The sequence below is a fragment of the Orrella sp. 11846 genome (assembly GCF_048820935.1).
Lineage (GTDB): Bacteria > Pseudomonadota > Gammaproteobacteria > Burkholderiales > Burkholderiaceae_B > Algicoccus.
This window is the reverse complement of the sequence record NZ_JBMERD010000003.1, coordinates 34,866-59,627: the sequence shown is the minus strand read 5'-3', so window position 1 is coordinate 59,627 and position 24,762 is coordinate 34,866. Positions and strand designations below refer to the sequence as shown.

Sequence of the window (24,762 nt, the reverse complement as noted above, 5' to 3'; positions counted from 1 at the left end):
TTTACAGGGGGCAAGTGCCTACATAAGAATCCGGATGCCCAGGCAATGCAGAGCTCAGTGTTTTATGTGAAACGCGACCTTGCGCATCTTTGGCCACTTCAAACACGAACATGTCCAGTATAGGGAAACCATTCTTATTGAATGTAAAGTTGCCACGAACGGACTCAAAATCAGCTTGTGCCAATGCTTTTCTGAAAGCCTCTTTATCTTTGGTGTCGCCAGCAGTTTTTTGCAGTGCGCTATCCACTAAACGAGCCGCATCATAGGCTTGCGCAGCATATTGAGAAGGAATGCGGTCGTATTTTTTCTCAAAGGCCTGCACAAACTCTTGGTTAGCCTTGTTATCAAAATCAGGCCCCCAAAACGATCCAGAAATCGCACCCAGTGCAGTTTCTTTCAAAGCAGGCAATGTGGAGCCGTCAAAACTAGACACTGAGAGCAGCGGAATTTGTCCAAGCAAACCAGCCTGACGGAATTGTTTAATGAAGTTAATGCCCATACCACCTGGGTAGAATACATACACGGCATCCGGCGCAGCCGCTTGTAGCTGTGCGATTTCTGCGGAGTAGTCAGGCTGATTCACAGCGGTATAGACTTCGCCTGCAATATTGCCTTTAAAGAAACGTTTAAAACCACCCACTGCATCTTTACCGGCCTGATAGTTAGGGGCCATCAGATAGACATTCTTGTAGCCTTGGTCAGTGGCGTATTTACCCACACCTTCAGCTTGCTGATCGTTTTGATAGGAAGCGAAATAAAAGTTTGGTGCGCAACGATCACCCGCCAAAGGGGCAGGACCCGCATTCATACCAATAAACGTGGTGTCACTATCGACCAAAGGTTTCGCAATGGCCATCATGACGTTTGAAAAGGTGACACCGCCCACGAGATCCACTTGGTCACGCTCAATAAAACGATTCACGGTCTGCACAGCGACATCAGGTTTGAGTTGATCATCCTCACGCAAAACCTCAACCTCACGACCACCCAGTTTGCCGCCAGCCTGTTCGATGCCCAGCATAAAGCCATCGTACATATCTTGACCAAGCGCCGCAGAAGGCCCTGACAGCGTTGCGATAAAGCCCACTTTCAAGGGTTCTTGTTGCGCCATTGCCCAGAGCGGCGACAACGTCAGCGCGGCTGCGCAAACAGCGGTTTTAAACTGAAGTTTCATAATTCGGGATTCCGTTTCAAGTTACACATAACTGCTCGTAACGCATGAGCATAAGCTCACATCTGGTACGACCACGACATTAAGGTCTGAACCGAGTGCAGCATGAGAGCCTAAATATACGGGAAAAAATGTGTAACTGTTATCAGGGCAACCCATGACACGCAAACGGTTAAGCGCAAGGTACAACGAAATCACTTCGCCGAACACCCTGTAAGATCTAAATCCTCATGATTATCAACTTCAAGTCAGCCTCACATTTGAGCGGTCGTTCTGGTCATGAGCGAAATCTTGGTGACTCCAGCCTGACGTATTTTTACGATCACATCCGCCAGATAAGCGTAACGCGCATCCTCATCACTCCAGATCCGAATCGCGGGTGGTTCATCACTTAACATCGCTTGCGCAAGAAAATCCAACAAAGCCTGCTCATCGAGCGTCTCACCTTCTTCATTGAGCAACACACCATCTTGGCGCAATGAAATATTGAGCGTTTCAGCTGGCTCCTGAGTCACGAGTGGCTGGGTTTTTGGCAAACTCACCAAGACAGACTGAGCAGCCATGGGTGCCGCCAAAATAAACAGCACCAATAAAACCAAGACAATATCGATTAACGGCACCATATTGATTTCAGACATCGCCTGATCTCGTCCACGTACCGACCCTTGAAACTGTCCGAATGCCATATCAATGCCTTCCTTTCAGAATCAATTCAATTTGCTGTGCTTTAGCAGTCACACCGGCCGTTTGCCCCGTAGTTAAGAACACAAAGAGCTCATGAGCGAACGCATCCAATTTACCCAACAAGACCCGATTACTACGAACCAATGCGTTATAAGCCAAGACAGCAGGAATTGCGACTGCCAAGCCCAAGCCCGTCATGATTAATGCCTCGCCCACTGGCCCAGCCAACTGATTAAAGCTTGCGCCATCCGCTGAAGCGATGGTCATCAGTGCGTGATACACACCCCAAACCGTACCAAACAACCCCACAAACGGTGCTGTTGCTCCAATTGTCGCTAAAACAGTCAGACCGTTTTCTAGCGCTGAGGTCTCTTCATCAATGACTTTACGCATACTGCGCGTCAAAAACTCACCTGTCGAACCCACCTCTTCTAGTCGTGTCGCACCATATTGCGTGTGATGGTTACGCGCATGGATCGCATGAATCGTCAGATGTGAGAAAGGATCCTGAACCCCATGCACGATGAGTTCATTTTCAACTTGTTCAAGCGAACCAGAGTTCCAAAATGTCGTGAGAAACTCTTTCGACCGTCGACGAATCTTTAATAACAACAAGCTCTTCGAGAAAATCAGGTACCAGGTCATGCAAGACATCACCAGCAACACCAGTAGCAAAGATTTACTGATGATGTCGGTATGCTGCCATAAGATGGACCAAACGTCCGGATGGGCTTCCATGAACCTCACCTCCGTAATACAAAATTAAATGGGATATCGGCGTAAGCCCTCATGGCAACACCGTTTTGTGTATAGGGTCTGAACTTGGCACGACGTGCGGCGTTCAAAGCGGCCTGATCCAGTTGTGGCACATTCGAAGATTTCTGAACCTTCGCAGACACCACTTGACCACGACGATCAATCGTCACTCGAACCATAACCAATCCTTCTTGCCCTCGCCTACGAGCTTGATCTGGATACGCCGGAGTCGGTGGACGACCGTCATAAGCCAGCTGGGACACCTGAACTGGAGGTGCTTTCTCAAGCTCTTCTTCGCGCTGCTCTGGCGTTTGAACTGCCTTAGGCGGTGGCTTAGGCTGTGGCTTAGGCTGCGGTTTAGGCTGTGGCTTGGATTCAGGCTTGGGTTCTGGCTTGGGCTCAGGTTTTGGCTCAGGTTTTGGCTCAGGTTTTGGCTCAGGTTTTGGCTCAGGTTTTGGCTCAGGCTCAGGCTCAGGCTCAGGCTCAGGCTCTGGCTCTGGCTCTGGCTCTGGCTCTGGCTCTGGCTCAGGCTCTGGCTCAGGCTCTGGCTCAGGCTCTGACTCTGGCTCTGACTCAGGCTCTGGCTCAGGCTCAGGCTCAGGCTCAGGCTCAGGTTCTGGCTCTGGCTCTGGCTCTGGCTCTGGTTCAGGCTCAGGCTCTGGCTCAGGCTCTGGTTCTAACGTCGATTCCTCTTCAGGTTCAGGATTGTCAGTCGGCACATCGTCCAAACTTTCATATGAAAAGTCCAACACCATTTCCGTGTACTCACCCATATCTCGAGGAGTCACCGCCACGGGTCGCAACATCAACCAGCCCAACACAAGACCATGAAAACCAATCACAATCACTAAGAGAAACATCCGAACAAACCAAGATTGGCGCTGATTTGCCATGCTCAATCATCCACCATAACTATGAGTTGCTGCGCATTTTTAGGATGAGGCCTCACCAGCATCGGTAAGCCATAAACTTCTTCCAGCAATGGTTCAGTCAGTACTTTTTCAGGTACATCTAACGCCTTAATTTGTCCATTTGCCATCAGCATTAAACGGTCGCACCACTGCGCAGCCATATTTAAGTCATGCAAAACGACCATGACACCAGTCTGGTGCTCTCGAGCCAATTGTCGAACCACTCGCATCAGGAGTACCTGGTGCTTCGGGTCAAGACTGGCTGTTGGTTCATCTAAAAACAAAAACGCATGACCCTGACTCTGAACAATCGACTTTGTCTGTACCAAGACTCGTGCAAACTGTGCACGCTGTTGCTCACCGCCTGACAGCGCGCTGTAAGGTTCATGAAGCTTATGACTCAAATCTGCCTGCTCGATTGCCTCGACAACCGATTCTTCCACATATTGTGGTGTCAACTCTGCAAACGGATAAGCGCCCATCGACACCACATCCTGAACAGGCAAATCAAAGGTCATGCCCGCATATTGCGGCAAAACAGCACGTGCACGGGCAAGCGCCAGCGCTTTCATCGTCTGCGTTGAGTGACCAGCCAAAGCGACATTTCCACGACCAATCGGTAGTTCCGCGCAGCAAGCACCTAAAAGCGATGATTTTCCTGCACCATTGGGCCCTAGAACTCCAAGCACTTCCCCAACAGTCAATTCAAAACTGACATCATCAATCACTGTGCGCTTACCGCGCTGCACCTGAAGCGAAGTCGCATTTAATGCAATTTGTGTCATCGCTTACCCCGTACCAGCAACCAGATAAAGAACGGTCCACCCACTAAGCTTGTGACTAAACCAATTGGGAGTTCTGATGGCGCCATCAACACTCTTGAGAGCCAATCACCCAAGGTCAATGCCAATGCACCGGCAACAACCGAAGCAGGCAACACCCATCGGTGGTCAGAACCTTTCCATAAGCGCATCAAATGAGGCACAACCAAACCCACAAAACCAATACCACCGGTCACTGCAACAATCGGCCCCACCGTCAAGGCCACCAGCGTAATCAGCTGCCAACGCAACTTATTGAGTGAATAGCCTAAATGAAATGCCTCACGCTCACCCAGCAACAAAGCATTTAAAACCTTCCAACGCGTCATCAAAATGACACTCATGAGCACGGTCCAAGGCAGTAAGACAACAATCATTCGCCAGTCGGCATTGGCAAGACTGCCCATATTCCAAAACGTCAAATCTCGTAATTGCGCATCATTGGCATTGATGATGAGAAGCCCCATCAAACTAAACACGATGGTGTTAATCGCAATACCAGCCAATAAGAGACCTGCATTTGAACGGGACAATCGTCCCAAAAAATACGCTAAAAATGTCGCTAATAAACTGCCTACAAACGCAAAGCTGGCTGTCAGGAGTAGGCCACCGGCGGTCAGCACAATCGCCATGACCGCCCCGAAACTCGCACCTGCGGACAAACCAACCAGCCCGGGTTCAGCCAAGGGGTTTCTGAACAAGGCCTGCATAACGCAACCGGCCACACCTAAAGCGGCACCCGCCACGATACCCAGAACAATCCTAGGTAATCGAATATTGATCCATACGTTTCGTGACACGTCATCAAGCGAATCAACACCGATTAACCATCCAAACAATTGTTTGGGTGCAATCTGATAGGCGCCATTCGCAGAGGCTAATAATGCAGCGGCCAACAACAAAACGATCAACAAAATCATCGGACCCCGATAGGAGACCCGATGATTTGTTGTAAGGACGCGAGTTTCTTTATTGGTCTGCACCAAATGCTCCATCGCGAACTGTCTTAATCGCCTGTGGCAATCGTAAGCCAAATGCCTGCGCAAGCAAGTCATCTAACACAACAACTTTGTCATTTTTGACAGCAGGCGTCATCGACAGCACTGGGCTTTTTTTCACAGCATCCAAACCGCCCATCGCATCCACCGTGCTGGTGGTAACCACGATCATTTCAGGCGCCAATGCGGACACGATCTCAGCTGACAGCGGTCTGAAGCTTTGCACATCACTGAGTACATTACTGACACCAGCAGATTCCAACACAAGGTTCGCAGCCGTATCACCACCCGCACCAAGTAATGTACCGCCTCTGAGCACCACGGTCATACCTGTTACTGGTTTCTCAGGCTTGTGACTGACCTTGTCCATTTCCGTAAACACCGCATCAATAATTTCATCACCTTTTTCTTGAACATCAAGCACTTTAGCAACGTCTTTGACACGCTGACGCATCGAATCCAGCGACGGTTTATCTGACACCATCACGACAGGAATGCCCAGTGTTTTGAGTTGCTCCAAGACTTGCGGTGGACCTGCGTTTTCTGAAGCAATGACGAGTGTCGGATTTAATGAAGCCACACCTTCGGGCGGCAGACGACGATAATAACCGACGCTCGGTAACTCCTGAGCTTGCACTGGATACACACTCGACAAGTCTGTCCCAACCAGTCGACCCTCTTGACCCAAGGCATACACAATCTCGGTTACAGGGCCACCTAGGGTCACCAGACGTGTTGAATCCAGTTTCTGATCGGCGTCGGCCAACGCGCAGAAACTGATTAAGCTGGCGGCTAACGCCGCCAGCTTACGGCCTGTATTCAAGCCAAATCTCATGATGCGATGGGCTCCTTGCAGTAGGATTCCATCAAATCACGCCATTCAGCACGCTCAGGCGTACCTTCTTTTCGTTGACCGAAGTATTGGACGATCATTTCACCATCTGCATCATAGGCTTCCAGTGATGTGACTGGACCTTCAGGTGTTGGCTTGCTCACGACCCAGACTTGGTCAATACGGCTAACGTCAAGGTGCATGTTAAAGTTTGGATCCAGCACATTCAACCAAGGGCCACGTTCCACAATGCGCTCAACTGGACCTGTATGAATTTGAATCATGCCGCGGTTACCAACAAAGCACATAATGGGCATTTTTTGTTCTGAAGCCGTACGCAACATGTGATCCACAGATGCGATATCAACAGATTGCGCAAGCTCTGGACCAGCAGCGTTCAACGCACCCAAACGGCTGACATTAAAAGTCCGCATCAATGGGAAGAAATCATGCGTGTCATTCATTGCACGCCATGAATCGCGGAACATTTCCACATCATCCACTGTGTCGCCCGGTGTTTCTTTTGGTATCGGTGTAATCTGTGGCCATTGTGGTGCAGCAGCATGCTTTTGAACCAGAGCGCGATAGGCGTCCATATCTGTTTCAGCTGTGCAATAGATCTTGTGGCTGGCAGTGCCTTCGCGATCAAAAAACTGCAGGCTATATCGATCGTTTTCTTTCACAGCCCAGACATCAGACCAGACTTGGAAGAAGATTCGCAGGTCAATATCGGGCCCAAGCACCAGACCCACATGACCACCGGTACGAATATCTTCGTAACGTCCATGACGCTCATGCACGCAGCTTTCGTTGCGTGTCAATGCCATCACACGGCCCAAGGAACCGATTTCATCGAACAAGGATTGCCCGGTTCCTTCCAGACGGATGCTCTGGATCGGTCCGCAGCTAGTTGCAACCCACTGCGCTTCAGAAATACCCAACAATTGTGCAATCTGACGGGCGCGATTCTTACGAGCCTCTTCATCAAGTGCTTCATATTTGGCGCACACTTTAGCGCGCTCAGCTTCATAAATCTTTTGGGTGTCTTCAGACCCCTGAGGAATTTTAATTTCGTTCAACATATCGTGACTAGCTCCAATCAGTATTGATAGGTAAGGGAGAGAGAGAAATTGCGACCGGGTTGCGTATAGTAATCAACGGATGACACACTAGTTGGTCGGGCGCTGACCGTGTCAGGAACATCAAGCGCATTCCAGTAGGTTTTATTAAAGACGTTGAAGAGACCAGCCTGGAGCGTCAGACCTTTGACCGCCGCAGGTTTCCAATAGGCGGTCAAATCAACGATCCCATAGCCAGGTGCCTTAAAGTTTGTGGTCGGATCTTGCACTTTGGTACGTGCTGCAGCCATGGTCATTTGTGCTCGGGCACCCCACTGCTCTGCCTCATAAGACAGACCTAAAATACCGCGCAATGGTGCGACACTATTCAGGTACTGATTCAGGTGACGATCTTTACCTTCTGTCCAGGCCAATGAACCATAGACATTCCATCCTGGACTAAATGTCCAATCTCCACGTGCTTCGATACCGTAAATTCTGACATCCGCTCTGTTTTCATAGCTAAAGACGCCCAATGGATAGCGTGGATCCCAAGTCGATGCGGCCTCTTCGATAAAATTACTATAAGAGGTATCAAACCATGTGATCGAGGCACTGTAAGTTTTGGCTGCATATTTCGCACCAAACTCCCAACCATGACTACGTTCATCTTTCAGGTCAGGGTTACCATTTCGTAGATACAAACCGGGCGCACCAAATTGGCTGTATAACTGCGTGGGCGTCGGTGCATTAAAGCCTTTGGAGTACTGACCATACAGCGTCAGATCCTGAGTTGCCTTCCACGACACTAAGACTTTCGGCGACCAAGCCTGGCCACTTCTTGAAGACAGTGATGTAAAGACTGGATTACTATTGAAATTCGCATTCGTTTTGGGTGAATAGCTGTAATCATCAAAACGAATGGCTGGTGTAATCGTCAAACGATCATCAAAGAACCCAACCGTATTTTGCAACCAAACACCTAAATTCTTACCATCTACGGTCGGCAAGTCGGCCTGATTATTATGGAAGAAACCGCATGTTGAAAAAGGAGGAGAGTTCGCTGGGCATGAATCTCGCCCTATCTGCTGTTGCTTGAGTTCTGTACCGTAATACTCAAGCCCAAACTCCCAGAATTGACTCACTGGTCCACGAAACGCTTTGTTCATATCAAAGCTCAGACCATACATTGACTCTTCGACCTTATTTTGGCGATAAAAATCACCAATTGGCGTCGTCAGTCGCCACGCATCCTGAGTCTCAGATGACTCAACTTTCTGCCACCAGATTTTCGCATTGAACGCGTCAATCAACATCCCTTCTCTTGGACTCACCCAACCATAATCCAGCGCAACGCTTTGACGCTTGAGTTTGGAATCCAACATATTGCGTCCAGGCGTATATGTCGTTGGACTCTGATTCAACTGATTCTCATCTTCTGAGCGATCAAAGTAAGAGGCACTCAAACCCAATTCATGTCCGCCATCAAAACTTTGCTCTGCTCTGAGTAAATAGCTTTGTTGAGTGTAATTACTGGGATTAACCTCTGAGCGCTTTGTTCCATAGCCGCCCACCTTTCCGGCGTTCTGCATGGCATCGCCTGAACGTACGCCTGCTTGAAACAACCAGCGCAAACCAAAATCAGTTTCCGCAGCAACTGCACCATTCAACGTCCAGCTGTTATCAACCGAGTAATAGCCTGTTTTACCAATCACGCCATATCCGCGCTCAGGATTAATCAAATCGTACGGACGCAGGGTGCGCACATCGAGCACACCACCCAACGCACCAGAACCCACAGCCGTAGAATCAGTTCCACGAACAACATCAACAGCACTGAGCGACGCAAAATCAAATGCATTGGCACCGCCTTTCACGTCACCACGGATTTCAGTAATATACGGCTGACGGATACCATCAATACGCGTCACAACGCGGGTACCTTCAAGACCGCGGATATTAACGCTCTTGCTCGTGGTGTTGTAGTTCACACCAGGATCAATTCGCGCACCCAATTCATTTAAATCTGTCACTTGTAGTGCATCTAGCTCCCTACGCGTTGTTTCGGTGACCCAAGGGGTTTGTTCGACTGAAACTTCACCCGTCACCGTAATTGTGTCGAACTGTTGTGTTTCCGAACTTTGCGCACCCTCATGTTGAGTCGTAGTGTTTTGCGCTGATTGCGCCATGACGCTGTGAGTCCCCAATGCTGCTGAGAGCGCGATGACTCCAAGCGCGCCCCGAACTGCTATATCAGAAGTATCCATATCCGCCGTGTGAATAAGTTGGTTTGTTTTAATGCAGGAACGCAAATGATACATATTCTCATTACGATTCGCAAACCTAAAATCAGTTACTAACTAAAACTTAAATAAGTTCTTCACACAAAAGCGATTTGAAATCCTTTTATTTTGATTTAAATCAACACATTACAAAATTCCCTCAAAAACAACAAAAACATCGACCCTGTATTAATTCAAAAAGATGATGAGCACAGGGTCGAATCCTTGATTATTTGATGACTCGCATGAAGGGGAATTAGTATTTGTAAGTCAGATTCACTGCGAAATTTCGGCCTGGTTGCGTGTAATAGTCCACACCTCGGGCGATTGGCGCTGACCCTGCGCGAGGCACATCCAACGCATTCCAATATGTTTTGTCAAACACGTTAAACAAGCCGGCTTGAACGGTAAGACCTTTGATTGCAGACGGCTTCCAGTACGCTGTCACATCCACCAAGCCATAGCCAGGCGCTTTGAAATCAGGATATTTATGCGTCAACGTTGCTTCAGGATAAGCCACCTTGGTTCTTGCCATCGTGGCAGTGAACTGGCCTCGAACGCCCCATTGCTCACTGTCATACGACAAACCCACAATCAGTCTGAGCGGCGCAACTGAGTTCAGATATCTATTTGTGGCACGATCCTTACCCACAGTCCAAGCCATCGAACCATCGAGGCGCCACCCGCGACTAAACGCCCAATGTGCTTTCGCTTCAAGACCGTAAATACGAACATCGCTCAAATTATCAAAACTCGTCACACCCATTGGGTACAGAGCTACCTTCGGCAATGCGACTTGATCAATGAATTGGCTGTAACTCGTGTCAAACCAGGTCAAAGCACCTTGCGCATGCTCATCACCCGTTTTGACCCCAAACTCCCAACCATGACTTCTTTCTGCTTTTAGATTCGGATTACCAGTAAACAAATAAAGGGTTGGAGAGCCGTAACGACTGTAGAGCTGTGTAACTGTCGGTGCGTTAAAACCAGTGGCATACTGCGCATACAGGGTGAGATTCTGAATCGGTGTCCAGCTCAGATTCACTTTTGGCGACCAGGCCTGCGCACTTCTTGATGGTAGGGATATTGCGGATGGATTATCAGCCAAATACGATCCACCAATACTCGGTGTGTAGCGATACTCATCAAAACGAATCGCCGGTGTCAACATCAATGAATCATCAAAGAACCCAATTTCATTTTGCAACCAAACGCCTAAGTGTTTCCCTTCAGTCTTTGGCATGTCAGACTGATTGCTATTGAAATAAGCACAAATGGAGTCTGGCGCAAATTTGGCTGGGCAAGAATCGCGACCCTTCAGGTGCTGTTTTAAAGTCGAACCGTAAAATTCACCACCGAACTCCCAACGCTGTGTAACCGGACCCTGTATGGTTTTGGTCATCGCCATATCAAGACCTAACGTGGTTTCTTGGATTGAGTTTCTTCGGTAGTAATCGCCTTTAGGCATTCGTGTTCTTAAAGCCGTGGAAGCACTCCACAAGTCAACACTTTGCCAATAAGCCTTCGCTTTAAATGTATCTAGCCATGCATCTTGTGTGGTTTTATGCCACGTATAGCCTAGCGCCAAACTTTGTCGCTTCAGATCTTCATTCACATAGCTTTGGCCCGGGGCAAACATCAGAACATCCTGACCTAGGTTTGAAAGATCATCACGTCGATCAAAGTAATTCGCCGATAAATCAATGACGTGCCCATCCTCAAAATGTTGTTCGAGCTTGACCAGATAATTCTGCTGGGTGTAGCTCTTAGGATTTGTCTGATTCCGTTTAGCCCCGTAACCACCGATTGTTGCTTGATTCTTAATTTCATGTCCCTGCTTTACGCCAGCTTGAAATAACCAGCGCAACCCGAAGGTTGTTTTGGCAGCAACCGCCCCATTGAGCATCCAGCTGTTATCACGAGATTGATAGCCAGTTCTGACCATCACGCCAAAATCATTGGCAGGATTAATCACATCATCAGGGCGCAAGCTATGGACATTCAGCACACCGCCTAAGGCACCAGACCCTACAGCGGCAGAGTCATTCCCGCGAATCACATCCACAGCATGCAACGCACCAAAGTCAAACGCATCAGATCCGCCACGAATCCCACCTCTTATGCTTCTGACATCTTCCAGATAAGATTGCCGAACACCATCGATTCGCGTCACAACGCGCGTCCCTTGCAATCCTCTGATATTGATACTTTTTGCGGTGTTATTAAAGTTCACACCTGGCTCAACTCGCGAACCAAACTCATTGAGATTGTTGACCAGCAAAGCATCCAACATCTGCTTTGTGGTTTTTGTAACCCACGGCAATTGGGTCGTTTCTGGATCTCCAATCACTGTAATTGCTTTGAGTTGAGTTGCGGCTGGTGTTTGCACTGCCTCAGCAGTTAAAGATGTTGAATGAACTCCTTGAGCCACCACGTTTGCCGATCCTAAAACCATCGACAACGCGGTCAATTGAAACGTATTGCAGACCGTACTTCTAGAAACACCCATGATGATTCGATAACTCAGTTGATTGATAATTACAAAAAACACAACCGAGAATGATATAGATTCTCATTATCAATATCAAGTATTTTTTAGCAATTTTGCTTGAATTCTGCATTACAGCACTCGTTCCAAAAGTTCTTTTTTAGAAAACCAAATCATCTGCACAAAATTCATTTTGGCCTTACAATGCGATTTCAGTTTTTTGTTGCAGCGGATTCATTTAAATAAATTTGTTTTTTCTGCAACAAAGCCTTGACACCGAAAAAATTTAAGGTAATAATTGAATGCTTGAGCGGGTCGGTAGCTCAGTCGGTAGAGCAGCGGACTTTTAATCCGTTGGTCCCGGGTTCGAGTCCCGGCCGACCCACCAAAACTGCATAAAGGTCAATCAAATCAGATTGGCCTTTTTTGCTTTCTGAGCACTTGTTTTTTGTTTCTGCCGCATATCTGATTCAGAGCCATATGCATCCCAAAACTGACATAGTGCCCTTCTTGTGCCCGTGCACCCCTTAGACGAAAACCCTTCTTGTCTACAGGTAAACACGCATAAGAAGTCCGGTAAAACAACGTGACGCAAGACAGCTTTCTAGTTATGGTGTCTTTGTAACAACAGGACTCACACTTTTGATTGATAGACACCTAACGTTGACTCGACGCCCTGCGAGCCAAGCCTGCCCTTTATGCTATGAATGATTTTGTCAAAAACTTCGATATCAAACTACCGGATGGTGCTCACTTGTTTGGTCAACAAGTCGGTAAAGGTCACCCCGTGTTGTTTATCAGCGGCCTAGCAGGGACCGCCTGCTTCTGGCAAGCATCAACGGCACAAATGCGAAGCCAACGATGCATCACGTTTGATCAGCGTGGGATCGGTGCCTCTGCGCGCGGCAATGATCCGTTAAGCATTGAACAACTGGCGCAAGACTGCATCACCATTCTGGATGAAATCGATTTACCCAGCGCGCATATCGTGGGGCACTCGACCGGTGGCTGCATTGCCATGACACTCGCCCTACAAAATCCAGAGCGTGTCCGTTCATTGGTGCTTAGTGCCACTTGGGGACATCAAAACAACTATATGAAAAGCCTATTTGGCTTGCGCAAAGAGCTTTTACTGACACAACCTGGGCTTTATGCTCGACTAAGTCCATTTCTGGCGTTTCCAACCGAATGGTTAGAGCAGCATCCGGAACTGATGACCATGCCCTCTAGAGAATGGTCTGAGGAACGCATACGCATTGTGCATGAACGCATCGAAGCGTTACTGGCGTTTGATCGACTGGATGATCTCGGAAAAATCAAATGCCCCACATTAATCATGGGCGCACGCGACGATCTTTTAGTGCCAGACGCGCTGCAAAAAACATTGCAGCGCCATATTCCTCATGCGGAGTCATATTGGTTCGATCGTGCAGGTCATTTTTATCCGGTCTCACGTTATGAACAATTTGCCCGACTGGTTTTAAGCTGGACGGATGCGAATGAAGGCATTTCACCGATCTGAACAAATCTAAAGCAAAAAAAACACACAAAATCGAATAAAAAACCGTCTCACCCACCATAAATGGTTCGTTGGTACGGTATGATAGTTCCGCTCAAAATCACCTTGATCATTCTGGACATGTTTTGTCCGGACAATATGGCTGTGCAAAAAAGCCCTGATTGTTTTGATCAAGTCGATTGAGCAACCTCGCATCCGACCACACACAAGTTCAGCAACTCACTGCAGCTTGCGGCTGACTCATGAGGGGGAAGAATAAAGAACATGCATCATGGAGCCGAAATGGACAACGATCAAACAACTGAATTCCGTATCGAACACGATCTGCTAGGGGATCTTCCAGTGCCTAAGCAGGCGTACTACGGTGTGCACACTTTACGTGCGATGCAAAACTTTCCAATCACCGGACAGACAATTGGTCAGGTTCCGGATTTGGTCAATGCGTTGGCAGAGATTAAAGCAGCGTGCGCGCGAGCAAACCAAGACTTGGAAATGCTCGATGCAAAACGTGCAAATGTCATCATTCAGGCTTGTGAAGAAATCATCCAAGGCAATTTGCATGACCACTTTACGGTGGATCTGATTCAAGGCGGTGCGGGGACCTCAACCAACATGAACGCCAATGAGGTCATTGCTAACCGTGCACTTGAACTCATGGGATACGAACGGGGCGAGTACGAGCACTTGCACCCCAATGAACACGTCAACATGAGCCAATCGACCAATGACGTCTACCCAACCGCCATTAAACTTGCTCTCTATCGGGGCTGCGAGCGTCTATTGTTGGCTCTGACATCACTCAGCGCCTCATTCGATCGCAAGGCCGTTGAGTTCAAAGACATTCTTAAAATTGGTCGCACTCAGCTTCAAGATGCGGTCCCTATGACACTGGGGCAGGAATTTAAGACCTATGCCGTGAGCATGGACAACCTGATCACTCGACTTCGCGCAGCATTGCCATTGATCAGCGAAATCAATATGGGCGCGACGGCCATCGGAACTGGAATTAACACACACCCCAACTACGCAAAATCAGTCTGCAGCCATCTGGCCCGCATCACTGGTTTACCGGTGTGTACCTCACGTGACCTGATTGAAGCCACTCAGGATATGGGGTCTTTTATCCATCTCTCGGGTGTGCTCAAACATATTGCACTCAAGCTCTCTAAAATTAGTAACGATTTACGCTTACTCTCGAGTGGTCCACGTGCTGGAATCGGCGATATCAACCTACCGGCCAAACAAGCCGGTTCCAGCATCATGCCCGGCAAAGTCAACCCGGTAATTCCAGAAGTCGTTAACCAAGTCGCTTTTGAAGTGATTGGTTTGGACATGACCGTGTCTATGGCGGCAGAAGGCGGTCAATTGCAGCTCAACGCGTTCGAGCCCATCATCGCGCACGCTTTATTTCAGAGCATTGCACACTTGTGTAACGCCATGCACACCCTTGAGGTGAACTGTGTGGACGGCATTACACCTAACCACGAACAACTGCAATCTCAAATGGATCGTTCAATTGTTCTGGTCACGGCTCTGAGCCCTTACATTGGCTACCGTCACGCCACTCAGGTTGCCAAAGAAGCGTTAGAAACCGGCAAGCGGGTTTACGACATCGTGCTTGAGAAAAAACTGATCGATAAAGAAAAGCTCGATAAGATTATGATGCCTCAGGCTTTGACCACACCTCGCGCACCGATCGTTTAAAGCACAGCAATTTCATCAGATTTTTTCTATAAAAAATCGGGCATGTTCACTGCGAACATACCCGATTTTTTACTCTGATGCTTTAATTGACTAAGGCTCCGATCGCCTTTAACGTGCCGGTGAAATACGCACCTCCGCACCACGCCTCTTCACCTCCAGCCCCTCAGACGGCAAAATCTTCAATCCTTCAAGCCCTTTAATGTAGCTAGAGCCCTGCATCTGCATCACGCGAATCTTATTGCGCATCACAACCGGGTTATGAACGGGCATCCCAAACATCCAGACCTCTTCCAACAGGCGTGCTGAGTTAAATTCACCGGTGTGATTCACATTCAGCCCCAGGCAAAGCATGTGCCCTTCGCGACCAAAGACCGCAATGCTATCTAGGTCGATTTCCATACTGAGTGTTTGGCCACCTTCATAGCGCCAACCTGTTGACAAATCCCACCATTCATCGCCTTCAGGCAGATAGATCTCAGTTGTCGTACCTGGCTGCATGGTCGGTGCCACCAACAAGGCGGGCCCCAACATATATTGAGTATCCCAAACATGGGCTTGTGCGTCTTGTGGGAAACTTAATGCCATCGAGCGCTGAACTGGCAATCCGGTTCGTGTCGCGTCTTCAATCGCACCTAATACGTACGGCACCAAGCGATAACGCCATTGCATCCAGTGATGCAAGATTTTTCGCTCCTCAGGTGTCCAACGTTCTGATAATAAGAGTGCGGCGCTTTCAAACTGGAAATTCCCAGAGAATACGGCCATCGCCAGCCATCTTAAGAACAGTTCTGTGTCCAGTGTTTCGGGATCTTGATCCTCATGACCCAACGCAAGCATCTGAAGTGGCACACCGCTCGAGCCCACAGTCAGCGCCAACTGAATCGACTGACGCATCCCTTCCCAGCTTTGCTCGACAGGGATTGGCGATTGCCAGGGATAGCGTTGCGCGGCCTGTACCAGATCACTGGTCAACACAACCCCTTCAGGTGGCACCTTGTCACCTGCACACGCATCATACAGAGACGTTCTTGCCAAAATCGGATACACAGCCCGCAACAAATCACCCGTTTCACCGCCTCGCGCAGTCACATCTTCCGGGATTGGGATCGCTGCCTGACAGCTCACGGCGCCTAACCCTTCTTCGGCTAACTGACGGTGGCGCTCCACCCAAAGCTGATACACATCACGATTCGTCAGATCCAACCAAGCACAATCTTGATTGTTCATCACAGGGTGTTCTGGTGTGATCCAAACATCAGCTGTATCGTCATCGGCCAATAGCCAACCCCGATCTTCCAGCTCAGCAAAGACTAACTTTTCAGTCTGCGTCATCGAACCAGCTTGCACCGCTGGAATCGTTGGCAGGCAAAGCTGAACATTCGCTTCAGCAAAAGTCTCCAGTGTGGCTTTGGGATCTTCAAATCGTGTCAAATCCCACTCCAGCGCCAAGCGGCTATCAGAAAAACGCCAAGCCATGGGCTCACGCATCATGACAGCATCCAGACAAACACCTGCGTCACGCAATGCCTGCACGGTGGTCAAAAGCTCACTGGTTGAACATTCACGTGGTTGACGCAGCCAGATGCCCATCGCCCACAGCAACGGTTGACCGGCTCGACCGGTTAACGCGGTGTACTGATTCAAGATATCAATGGGCTCTGCCACAAAAAGAAAAATATCAAAAACGCTTTGTTGCGCTCGCACCCGATATTGGTTTTCAACAGTACTTGCGACATCATGCTCAACGCGGCCTAGGGTGTTCACATAAACACCCCAACCTTGCGGGCTCCATGCCAGCGGTAAGGCTCGATGTTCAGGTTTCGAAGAATCGATATACTCACCACGTCGATCGACATCGTCGTGAGCTTGTCCCAGACCACAGACCATTTCGTCATCGCTCAAACCGATCTGAAATGACCAATGCTCATCGTCTGAAACAACGTTATCTAAGACAGCTTGACTCACCGGCAACACCCGATCATCGTCATCAAGCTGCACTAACGTCACAGAAAACGGTGCTTTACGCACCAGCAGTCCAGTTTGCCCCTGACGAATCAGCCAACCTTGCGTTTCCTCATCAAGGCTCAGCTCTGCTTCACCAACGGCCTCGGGTCGCGCCAGCAACATCTCTGCAAGCGCACGCGCTCTAGGTCTAGCTGGCATATCATCCTGGACTGCCTCAGCTTGACCGATCCGCAGCCGATACATTCCCGGCGCATGGGGTTCGATGACGAGATGGTAACCATCTCCGGCATCAAACAGATGTCTGGATGGGCGGCTTTCAAGCCAATCAAGTGTGTCAAGATTCATTTGCATTCGGAACCCGTAGACGTCCAATCCCTTATTCTGACGGAATTGGCACAATTTATAAACTTCAAACGTCTGCTCCTTCAAAAACATTCGACTCAACAAACATTTCTGTATTCACAGATTCTGGCGCGCACTCGCCTTGCGTGCTACAACTGAGCTATAAAACGACCCAGTGTGACTGAAAGGATTTCAACAACTCATGCCATCTTTGACCGATTGTCTGAACCTCGCCACGCAAGCTGCTAGAGCAGGCGCTGCTGTCTTACGTGATTTTCAAAAACAACCTGATTCTCTGATCATCGACTTTAAGGGACGCAACGATCTCGTCTCACAAGCCGATCGACAGTCCGAAAAAGTCATCATTGAAACACTTAGACAGGGCACGCCGAATATGGCTATTATCGCCGAGGAGTCCGGCGCTGTGTCAGGAAAACACGCAACTTGGCATATTGATCCCTTAGATGGCACCACAAACTACCTTCATGGACTGGGTTATTTTGCGGTTTCAATCGGCTTAATGGCCCACGCAGGCAGCACAGACGCCAGCGGAAACATCCTAACTGAGGACACCCCAATCCTTGGTGTGGTCTATGATCCAACGCGCGAAGAGATGTTTACGGCCATTCGCGGTGAAGGCGCTTTCCTCAACGGGCAACCCATTCAACAATCCAATGTACAGAGCCTGGATCACGCATTGATTGCGGCAGGCATTCAGGTCAGACGCCCCGAAGATCTTGAAGCTTATCTGCGCATTATTCATGATCTTGCACAATCCTCCCGCGGTATTCGCCGGTTCGGGGCTGCTGCGCTAGACCTTGCTTGGTTAGCTTGTGCGCGCGTTGATGGATACGTCGAAGAAAAGCTCGAAAGCTGGGATGTAGTTGCTGGCACAGTCATTGCCAGAGAAGCCGGTGCCTTGGTGTCTGACCCGTTATTACCCGAAGACAATTGGCCTAAAGCAGGTCGTGTGGTCGCTTCCGGTCCTACGCTTCACGATCAGCTAATTGCTTTCTATCGACAGCACATGCAGTTGACACCTTAAAAATCGAATAATCACGCGACATTTAGCCGCGCGCAGTCTGCTCAAGCTCACCCGACTCATACTGCGCTCGCAACGCTCTGCGCAATGTTTTACCCACTGTGTTTTTAGGCAATGATTTCACAAACACAAATGCCCGTGGGCATTTATACGGCGTTAAATGCTCAGTTGCCCATTGACGCAACCCGGCTTCTTGTAAGTTTTCTGAACGCGGCACCACAAACAACCAGACCACTTCCCCACAAACCGCATCTGGAAAGCCCACAGCTGCGCACTCAAGTACCTCGGGGTGCGCAGAAAACACGCGATCAATTTCAGCTGGATACACATTAAAGCCCGATGTCACCACCATATCTTTTTTGCGATCCACTAAAACGAGGTGACCGACCTCATTGATCAACCCCATATCACCCGTCAAAAAATAACCGTCGTCGGTCATACATGCTTGGGTTTGGGCCGGATCTTGCCAATAGCCGAGCATGACTTGAGGCCCACGAACCGCCACCTCACCAACTTTCCCCTGCACAACGGGTTTGTGATGCTCATCTAAAACCTGGATATCCGTCCAGATCAACGGCAATCCCACGGTTTCAAAGAAATGCGTGGTGTCCATCGGTACCGCTGAAATGACCGGTGAAGTCTCCGACATGCCATAGCCTTGAACAATGGTCAAACCCGTCAAAGCTTGCCAAGCTTGTGCCACACTCACCTGAACGGCCATGCCACCACCAAATGTTAAGCGCAAACTCGAGAAATCCAACTCACGAAACTGTGGGTTATGCAGCAACGCATTGAACAAGGTATTTACCCCCGGCACGATGGCAGGAGGTGATTGTTTCCAGACGGACACTACCTGATGCAGATCGCGTGCATTGATCACAAGGGTTATCGTCATCCCTGAAAACAAAGCGTACAACCCACAGATAGTCATCGCAAAAATATGATAAAGCGGCAGTGCGGTGAGCATTGACAACGGTCGATTTCGTAAATGACCCAGTGCGGGCGTAGACACTTCGTGAATCTGTAACACATTGGCCACAATATTGGCATGTGACAACATGACGCCTTTGGGTTCGCCCGTTGTCGCACCGGTGTACTGTAAAAACACCATATCTTGTGGACTTACTTGCAAAGGCTTTAGCACACCACCTGCTTTCTGATTCAAAGCGCGTCCCTGCTTCAGAACATGCATCAACATCTGGGCTTGTGGCAGTTTCCAGGCAGGCACTTTGCGTTGAATCGTCTTCACCACAAAATTCGTCATCCACGCTTTGGGTTGCGGCAAGAGGTCACCGACACGAACGACAATCTGATGCGCGGGCATCAAATCACTCTGAACCTTTTGTAACGTGTGCGCAAACGTTTCAAACACCACGATCACAGAGGGCTGGCTGTCTCGCAACAATCCCGATAATTCATGGGCGGTATACAGTGGATTCACATTCACCACCACATGCCCTGCTCGCAAAGTGCCTACAACTGTGGCCAAGCTTGCAGCAACATTGGGCAACATAATTGCCACCCGAGAGCCTTTGGGCAAATTGAGCGATTGCAACCAGAAAGCCCAGTCAAAAGCCTGCTGACTGAGTGCTTCATACGTCACAGCATGCCCTAAATGTATACAGGCGACTCGTTGTGCGTATTTGGTAAAGGCTTCATCCAGCATCGCAACCAGCGATGAATAATCATGCGGACTTCTCTCCAACCTTCTCTCCCATGAACCTGATGCTCTAACAATCGTGGTTTTGGCTCGATAATAATGCCTGATGACCACGTTAATCGATTGAACAACTCATAACGTGCTGATATAAAGTGTCTGGCGTGATATGGTGAGCAGCACAAACCGATTTCGCTCGGGAGAGCCTTATTCGATCGACACAGGCTGATTCGTAACTGGCTAATAAGACTCACGACGATTAAAATATGCTTGACTCTCTCGCATCCGACAATCTATCGCCGTCAGTCCAGAGGGGATTGACCCGGCACACAATCAGGCAAATAAAAGCATGACTGACACAGATCGCACTCAAAGCACCGCACGCCGACTGGATACTGAAGACGCTCAGCTCGCGCTGGCCCGCGTACAAGAACAATTACGTCGCCATGCCGTTGTTGAAAACATTTCTAGTCACGACTCAGAATCTGATGCAAGCGATAAAGTGCAAGTCAACTTGCTGCAAAAACAACACGAAGACGCGTTGCGCACACTGGTTAACGACTTACACCCAGCTGACATTGCGTTTATTCTGGAATCACTTCCCAAAGAAGAGCGTCAATTAATTTGGAACTTAGTGCGCTCTGAGTTCGACGCCGATGTGTTGCTGGAAGTGGCTGATTGGGTTAGACAATCTCTGATCGACAGCATGGATCGCGCCGATCTCGTAGCCGCCACTGAGAACATGGACGCCGACGAGATTGCGGACTTGGTGGCCAACTTACCACCTGACGTCATCGCCGAAGTTCAAAAAGGCCTCACCCTTAAAGAACGCGCACAACTCATTGAAGCCATGGGCTACCCAGAAGACAGTGTGGGGGGCATCATGGACTTTGAAATGGTCCGTGTGCGCGATGATGTTCGTCTGGAGGTCGTACTGCGCTACCTCAGAAGGCTCACTGAGCTGCCCGATCACACAGACCAAATCTTTGTGGTGGATCGTGTCGATCGCCTGCTTGGCGTTTTGCCGCTCACTGCACTCCTCGTGAACGATCCCGATGAATCAGTTCACAACGTCATGAGCACCGCTTATCTGACACTTAACCCACATGACGATGACGCTGAAGCCGCTTCAGCTTTTGAGCGTTATGACTTGGTGTCAGCACCCGTGGTGGATGACCGTGGCCGTCTGGTCGGGCGCGTCACAATTGACGACGTGGTGGACGTGATTCGAGAAGACAATGATGAGCAGGCTTTGTCTCGTGCCGGTATGCAAGAAGAGGACATTTTTGCGCCCTTTGCCCGCGCTTTACGCAACCGTTCACCTTGGCTGCTGCTAAACCTCTGTACAGCCGGTATTGCCGCTTATGTGGCGTCTCGATTTGAAGACACTGTGAGTCACATTGTGGTTCTGGCGTTCTTGATGTCGATTGTGGCTGGGATTGGTGGCAACTCTGGTAACCAGACAATGACTATCATCATTCGTGCACTGGCCGTCGGTCGGGTCACCAGTGCAAATGCTTGGTTGCTCATCAAGCGAGAAATCACTGTGACGTTTATGGTGGCATTACTAGGGAGCTTTGTGGCTGGCTTATTTGCCTGGGGTATTTCAGATTCGGTACCAATTGCTTTGGTGATGATGGCTGCGCTCATCGGTAATATGCTGGTTGGTGCGCTCGTGGGCGTCCTTGTCCCCATGATCCGTTCCCGATTCGGTAAGGACCCGGCCATTGGTTCATCCGTGTTACTGACTTTTGCGACGGACTCTTTGGGATTTTTTATCTTTCTGGGTTTGGCTACGCTCTTTCTGATTTAATTTTCCGCCTATTCTTCACAGAAGGACGCAGACGGCATGACTTTGCTTTATGACGCCCCTATTGAAGACATGCGTTTTTTGCAAGCGCATGTCACTGGCTTATCTAGACTCCGATCATTGCCGCAGTTTGAAGGAATCACAGCCGATCTTGCGCACGCCATCCTCGAAGAAGCTGCGCGTTTTGCCAATGAAGTCATTGCGCCACTAAATCCTGCCAGTGATCGCCAACCAGCCTCATTACAAGCCGATCAGGTGCAAACTTCACCCGGCTATCGAGAGGCGTATCAGAAATTCATCAAAGGTGGCTGGAACGGTTTAGACTGCTCACCCGAAACGGGTGGCCAAGGTTTGCCGCAATCTCTGTCCATGAATGTCAATGAAATGTGGCACAGTGCCAGCCTGTCTTTCGCGTTGTGTCCTATGCTCACCTCAGGAGCGATTCATGCCGTACAAGGCCATGCGAGTGCGGATTTACAAGCCCGTTATTTGAAACGCCTCGTGAGTGGCGAGTGGACTGGCACCATGAATCTGACTGAACCTCAAGCAGGTTCTGATTTGGCTGCAATCACCACCCGCGCCGTGCCTGAAGACGATCATTACCGACTCTTTGGCACCAAAATCTTCATTACGTATGGCGATCACGATCTAACCGACAACATCGTTCACTTGGTGCTAGCACGTTTGCCTGACGCCCCAGCAGGCATCAAAGGAATCTCCTTATTTCTGGTTCCCAAACAGATCGAAACCACCGAGGGGCAAACGGTGCGTAATGATGTGGTCTGTACCGCCTTGGAGCACAAAGTCGGTATTCACGGCAGTCCAACCGCGGTGATGACCTTTGGAGACAACGAAGGCGCAATCGGCTATCTAGTGGGGCAAGCTAATCAAGGTTTGTTCTACATGTTCACCATGATGAATCACGCCAGACTGCAGGTCGGATTACAAGGTGTTGCCGTGTCACAACGGGCATTTCAGCTCGCACGCGAATACGCACACACCCGACGCCAAGGTTCCACTCTATTAAAGACAGGTGGTCAGGGCATGATCGAAGATCACCCCGATGTCAGACGACTATTGCTGACGATGGAAAGCACCGTGCAAGCCATGCGTGCACTCGCACTAGAAGCCGCCACTGAACTTGATCTAAGCACTCAAGCAGATGCGCAAGCGGCTCAACGCGCCCAAGTGCGCGCAGACCTACTAATTCCCGTTGTTAAAGGTTGGTGCACCGAGCAAGCGGTTGAGATCACTTCCATGGCCATGCAAGTTCATGGCGGCATGGGCTACATCGAAGAAACTGGGATTGGCCAACTGTGGCGAGATGCCCGCATCACCCCGATTTACGAAGGTACCACGGCGATTCAGGCCAATGATTTTGTGAGTCGCAAATTGCTGCGCGACCAAGGTCAAGCAATGCAGGGCTTATTAGCAGACATGCTTACCGTGTGTAAGGCCCTTGCGGATTCTCAACAGTCGATGCTGCAAACATTAGGACTCCAACTACAGCAAGCGACAGACACGCTACAAAGCTGTCTAGACTTCATCCTATCTCGCCAAGAAGCAGACCGTTCAGCGGTGTATTTCACCTCAGTACCACTTTTGATGCTCACAGGGTTTGTGGCTGGTGGCTGGATGCTTGGACGGTGTGCACTCGCTGCGATGGCTGAATCCACTATTTGCGAAACGACCCAAGCACAACATTTAAAGCTTGCAAGCGCTTACGGACAACTGGTTCTGATGCCTGCACTGGGCTTATCGCATTCTATTCTGCACGGACACGAGGTGCTTACCCATCTCTGAGACCATCCAATGGCAGAATAGAACACTTCCGTTTCATTTCACCATTGCATCACGCAGGCCAATCCTCAATTCGACCACACTATGATGTACTAAGGAGATCCATCTATGCAGTCCCTGTCTTCTCTAGCGCCAGAAAAAGCCGCACAGATTCAACTGGTTCTCTGCGATATTGACGACACAGTGACCACGCATGGGGCGCTGACTGCACGTGCTTATGCGGCGATGGAGTCACTCCAGCAGGCCGGCATTGAGGTCATCCCGATTACCGGTCGTCCAGCAGGTTGGTGTGACCACATTGCCAGAATGTGGCCAGTCTCAGCTATTGTCGGAGAAAACGGTGCATTTTTTATGCGCTACGACCGTGCACAACGTCGCATGCACCAGCATTTCTGGACAGACCCACAAACCCAACAAGATAATCGACGCAAGCTCGATCAACTGGCGCAAACCATTCTTCGCGAAGTGCCCGGCTGCGCATTGGCCAGTGACCAACCTTATCGAATTGCCGATCTGGCCGTGGATTTCTGCGAAGACGTGGAACCTTTGGGCGAAGCCGATATTGACCGCATTGTGAACCTCTTTGAAGAGGTCGGCGCACAAGCCAAAGTGAGCTCAATTCATGTGAACGGCTGGTTTGGTGACTACGACAAGCTCAGCATGACAAAAACCTTACTCGAGCAATATTGGCCCGAGCTAGTCGATCGCATAGATGAGACTGCGCTTTTTATTGGAGATTCAGCCAATGATGCGCCGATGTTTGGATTCTTTCCGATTTCTGTAGGTGTTGCCAACGTACGCGATCAGTTGCACCGAATTGCCACACCACCCAAATTCATCTGCTCACAATACTCAGGTGATGGATTTGTTGAAATGGCACAAACGCTGCTACAGCATCGCAATCAATCCAAATAAAACCTGA

General features: G+C 49.5%; 18 protein-coding genes and 1 tRNA gene. 7 read left to right on the top strand and 12 right to left on the bottom strand.

All coding sequences use genetic code 11. The annotated features are described in order from the left end of the window. Position 1: 1 nt before the first annotated feature. From ACOI06_RS03250 to ACOI06_RS03205, 10 genes are all read right to left on the bottom strand, one after another. Positions 2-1,174 (bottom strand): ABC transporter substrate-binding protein, encoded by a 1,173-nt coding sequence (locus ACOI06_RS03250; protein WP_420661073.1) that lies wholly within the window; start codon positions 1,172-1,174, stop codon positions 2-4. 251 nt (positions 1,175-1,425) lie between these two features. Then, complete coding sequence (locus ACOI06_RS03245; RefSeq protein ID WP_420661072.1) at positions 1,426-1,857, bottom strand: ExbD/TolR family protein; 432 nt, start codon at positions 1,855-1,857, stop codon at positions 1,426-1,428. Position 1,858: 1 nt separating this feature from the next. After that, on the bottom strand, positions 1,859-2,593 hold the full coding sequence (locus ACOI06_RS03240; protein ID WP_420661071.1) for a MotA/TolQ/ExbB proton channel family protein: 735 nt from the start codon (positions 2,591-2,593) through the stop codon (positions 1,859-1,861). A 5-nt stretch (positions 2,594-2,598) separates the two neighbouring features. Then, the gene (locus tag ACOI06_RS03235) at positions 2,599-3,504 is read right to left on the bottom strand and encodes an energy transducer TonB (RefSeq protein ID WP_420661070.1); all 906 of its coding nucleotides are present in this window, start codon (positions 3,502-3,504) and stop codon (positions 2,599-2,601) included. 2 nt (positions 3,505-3,506) lie between these two features. Then, entirely contained in the window at positions 3,507-4,307 is an 801-nt protein-coding gene (locus ACOI06_RS03230) for a heme ABC transporter ATP-binding protein (RefSeq protein WP_420661069.1), read from the bottom strand. Further along, positions 4,304-5,263 (bottom strand): FecCD family ABC transporter permease, encoded by a 960-nt coding sequence (locus ACOI06_RS03225; RefSeq protein WP_420661260.1) that lies wholly within the window; start codon positions 5,261-5,263, stop codon positions 4,304-4,306. Before ACOI06_RS03225 ends, ACOI06_RS03230 begins: the two co-directional genes overlap by 4 nt. Positions 5,264-5,312: 49 nt before the next feature. Continuing rightward, positions 5,313-6,176 (bottom strand): heme/hemin ABC transporter substrate-binding protein, encoded by an 864-nt coding sequence (locus tag ACOI06_RS03220; RefSeq protein WP_420661067.1) that lies wholly within the window; start codon positions 6,174-6,176, stop codon positions 5,313-5,315. Further along, positions 6,173-7,255, bottom strand: a complete 1,083-nt coding sequence (locus ACOI06_RS03215) for a hemin-degrading factor (protein WP_420661066.1) — start codon at positions 7,253-7,255, stop codon at positions 6,173-6,175. Before ACOI06_RS03215 ends, ACOI06_RS03220 begins: the two co-directional genes overlap by 4 nt. Positions 7,256-7,272: 17 nt before the next feature. After that, positions 7,273-9,498 (bottom strand): TonB-dependent hemoglobin/transferrin/lactoferrin family receptor, encoded by a 2,226-nt coding sequence (locus tag ACOI06_RS03210; protein WP_420661065.1) that lies wholly within the window; start codon positions 9,496-9,498, stop codon positions 7,273-7,275. A gap of 271 nt (positions 9,499-9,769) precedes the next feature. Then, positions 9,770-12,022: a TonB-dependent hemoglobin/transferrin/lactoferrin family receptor gene (locus ACOI06_RS03205; protein WP_420661064.1), complete on the bottom strand. Its 2,253-nt coding sequence runs from the start codon at positions 12,020-12,022 to the stop codon at positions 9,770-9,772. Between the two features lie 291 nt (positions 12,023-12,313). On the opposite strand from ACOI06_RS03205, the gene ACOI06_RS03200 reads away from it, so the two are divergent. The 3 genes from ACOI06_RS03200 (at position 12,314) to ACOI06_RS03190 (ending at position 15,224) form a co-directional block, all read left to right on the top strand. Then, positions 12,314-12,389 (top strand) — tRNA-Lys (locus tag ACOI06_RS03200). 315 nt (positions 12,390-12,704) lie between these two features. Continuing rightward, positions 12,705-13,523 carry an alpha/beta fold hydrolase gene (locus ACOI06_RS03195; RefSeq protein WP_420661063.1) on the top strand — a complete coding sequence of 273 codons (819 nt, stop codon included), beginning with the start codon at positions 12,705-12,707 and terminating at the stop codon, positions 13,521-13,523. Between the two features lie 279 nt (positions 13,524-13,802). Continuing rightward, positions 13,803-15,224 (top strand): aspartate ammonia-lyase, encoded by a 1,422-nt coding sequence (locus tag ACOI06_RS03190; protein ID WP_420661062.1) that lies wholly within the window; start codon positions 13,803-13,805, stop codon positions 15,222-15,224. 108 nt (positions 15,225-15,332) lie between these two features. Here ACOI06_RS03190 and ACOI06_RS03185 read toward each other — a convergent pair whose 3' ends face one another. Next, on the bottom strand, positions 15,333-17,540 hold the full coding sequence (locus ACOI06_RS03185) for a TIM-barrel domain-containing protein (protein ID WP_420661061.1): 2,208 nt from the start codon (positions 17,538-17,540) through the stop codon (positions 15,333-15,335). A 193-nt stretch (positions 17,541-17,733) separates the two neighbouring features. Between ACOI06_RS03185 and ACOI06_RS03180 the strand changes: the two genes are divergently transcribed. Further along, positions 17,734-18,576: an inositol monophosphatase family protein gene (locus ACOI06_RS03180; protein WP_420661060.1), complete on the top strand. Its 843-nt coding sequence runs from the start codon at positions 17,734-17,736 to the stop codon at positions 18,574-18,576. 22 nt (positions 18,577-18,598) lie between these two features. Here the strand turns inward: ACOI06_RS03180 and ACOI06_RS03175 are convergent, their stop codons facing one another. After that, entirely contained in the window at positions 18,599-20,278 is a 1,680-nt protein-coding gene (locus ACOI06_RS03175; protein ID WP_420661059.1) for an AMP-binding protein, read from the bottom strand. Between the two features lie 301 nt (positions 20,279-20,579). Between ACOI06_RS03175 and mgtE the strand changes: the two genes are divergently transcribed. From mgtE to ACOI06_RS03160, 3 genes are all read left to right on the top strand, one after another. Then, the gene (mgtE, locus tag ACOI06_RS03170; protein ID WP_420661058.1) at positions 20,580-22,043 is read left to right on the top strand and encodes a magnesium transporter; all 1,464 of its coding nucleotides are present in this window, start codon (positions 20,580-20,582) and stop codon (positions 22,041-22,043) included. Between the two features lie 36 nt (positions 22,044-22,079). Then, a complete protein-coding gene (locus ACOI06_RS03165; RefSeq protein WP_420661057.1) occupies positions 22,080-23,843 on the top strand; it encodes an acyl-CoA dehydrogenase in 1,764 nt (587 codons plus the stop codon). Between the two features lie 105 nt (positions 23,844-23,948). Next, the gene (locus ACOI06_RS03160) at positions 23,949-24,755 is read left to right on the top strand and encodes an HAD-IIB family hydrolase (protein WP_420661055.1); all 807 of its coding nucleotides are present in this window, start codon (positions 23,949-23,951) and stop codon (positions 24,753-24,755) included. Positions 24,756-24,762 lie beyond the last annotated feature (7 nt).

Bases quoted from the DNA above. Each gene is read 5' to 3' on its own strand.
- ACOI06_RS03250 (WP_420661073.1), bottom strand. From the start codon at position 1,174: ATGAAACTTCAGTTTAAAACCGCTGTTTGCGCAGCCGCGCTGACGTTG.
- ACOI06_RS03245 (WP_420661072.1), bottom strand. From the start codon at position 1,857: ATGGCATTCGGACAGTTTCAAGGGTCGGTACGTGGACGAGATCAGGCG.
- ACOI06_RS03240 (WP_420661071.1), bottom strand. From the start codon at position 2,593: ATGGAAGCCCATCCGGACGTTTGGTCCATCTTATGGCAGCATACCGAC.
- ACOI06_RS03235 (WP_420661070.1), bottom strand. From the start codon at position 3,504: ATGGCAAATCAGCGCCAATCTTGGTTTGTTCGGATGTTTCTCTTAGTG.
- ACOI06_RS03230 (WP_420661069.1), bottom strand. From the start codon at position 4,307: ATGACACAAATTGCATTAAATGCGACTTCGCTTCAGGTGCAGCGCGGT.
- ACOI06_RS03225 (WP_420661260.1), bottom strand. From the start codon at position 5,263: ATGATTTTGTTGATCGTTTTGTTGTTGGCCGCTGCATTATTAGCCTCT.
- ACOI06_RS03220 (WP_420661067.1), bottom strand. From the start codon at position 6,176: ATGAGATTTGGCTTGAATACAGGCCGTAAGCTGGCGGCGTTAGCCGCC.
- ACOI06_RS03215 (WP_420661066.1), bottom strand. From the start codon at position 7,255: ATGTTGAACGAAATTAAAATTCCTCAGGGGTCTGAAGACACCCAAAAG.
- ACOI06_RS03210 (WP_420661065.1), bottom strand. From the start codon at position 9,498: ATGGATACTTCTGATATAGCAGTTCGGGGCGCGCTTGGAGTCATCGCG.
- ACOI06_RS03205 (WP_420661064.1), bottom strand. From the start codon at position 12,022: ATGGGTGTTTCTAGAAGTACGGTCTGCAATACGTTTCAATTGACCGCG.
- ACOI06_RS03195 (WP_420661063.1), top strand. From the start codon at position 12,705: ATGAATGATTTTGTCAAAAACTTCGATATCAAACTACCGGATGGTGCT.
- ACOI06_RS03190 (WP_420661062.1), top strand. From the start codon at position 13,803: ATGGACAACGATCAAACAACTGAATTCCGTATCGAACACGATCTGCTA.
- ACOI06_RS03185 (WP_420661061.1), bottom strand. From the start codon at position 17,540: ATGCAAATGAATCTTGACACACTTGATTGGCTTGAAAGCCGCCCATCC.
- ACOI06_RS03180 (WP_420661060.1), top strand. From the start codon at position 17,734: ATGCCATCTTTGACCGATTGTCTGAACCTCGCCACGCAAGCTGCTAGA.
- mgtE (WP_420661058.1), top strand. From the start codon at position 20,580: ATGACTGACACAGATCGCACTCAAAGCACCGCACGCCGACTGGATACT.
- ACOI06_RS03165 (WP_420661057.1), top strand. From the start codon at position 22,080: ATGACTTTGCTTTATGACGCCCCTATTGAAGACATGCGTTTTTTGCAA.
- ACOI06_RS03160 (WP_420661055.1), top strand. From the start codon at position 23,949: ATGCAGTCCCTGTCTTCTCTAGCGCCAGAAAAAGCCGCACAGATTCAA.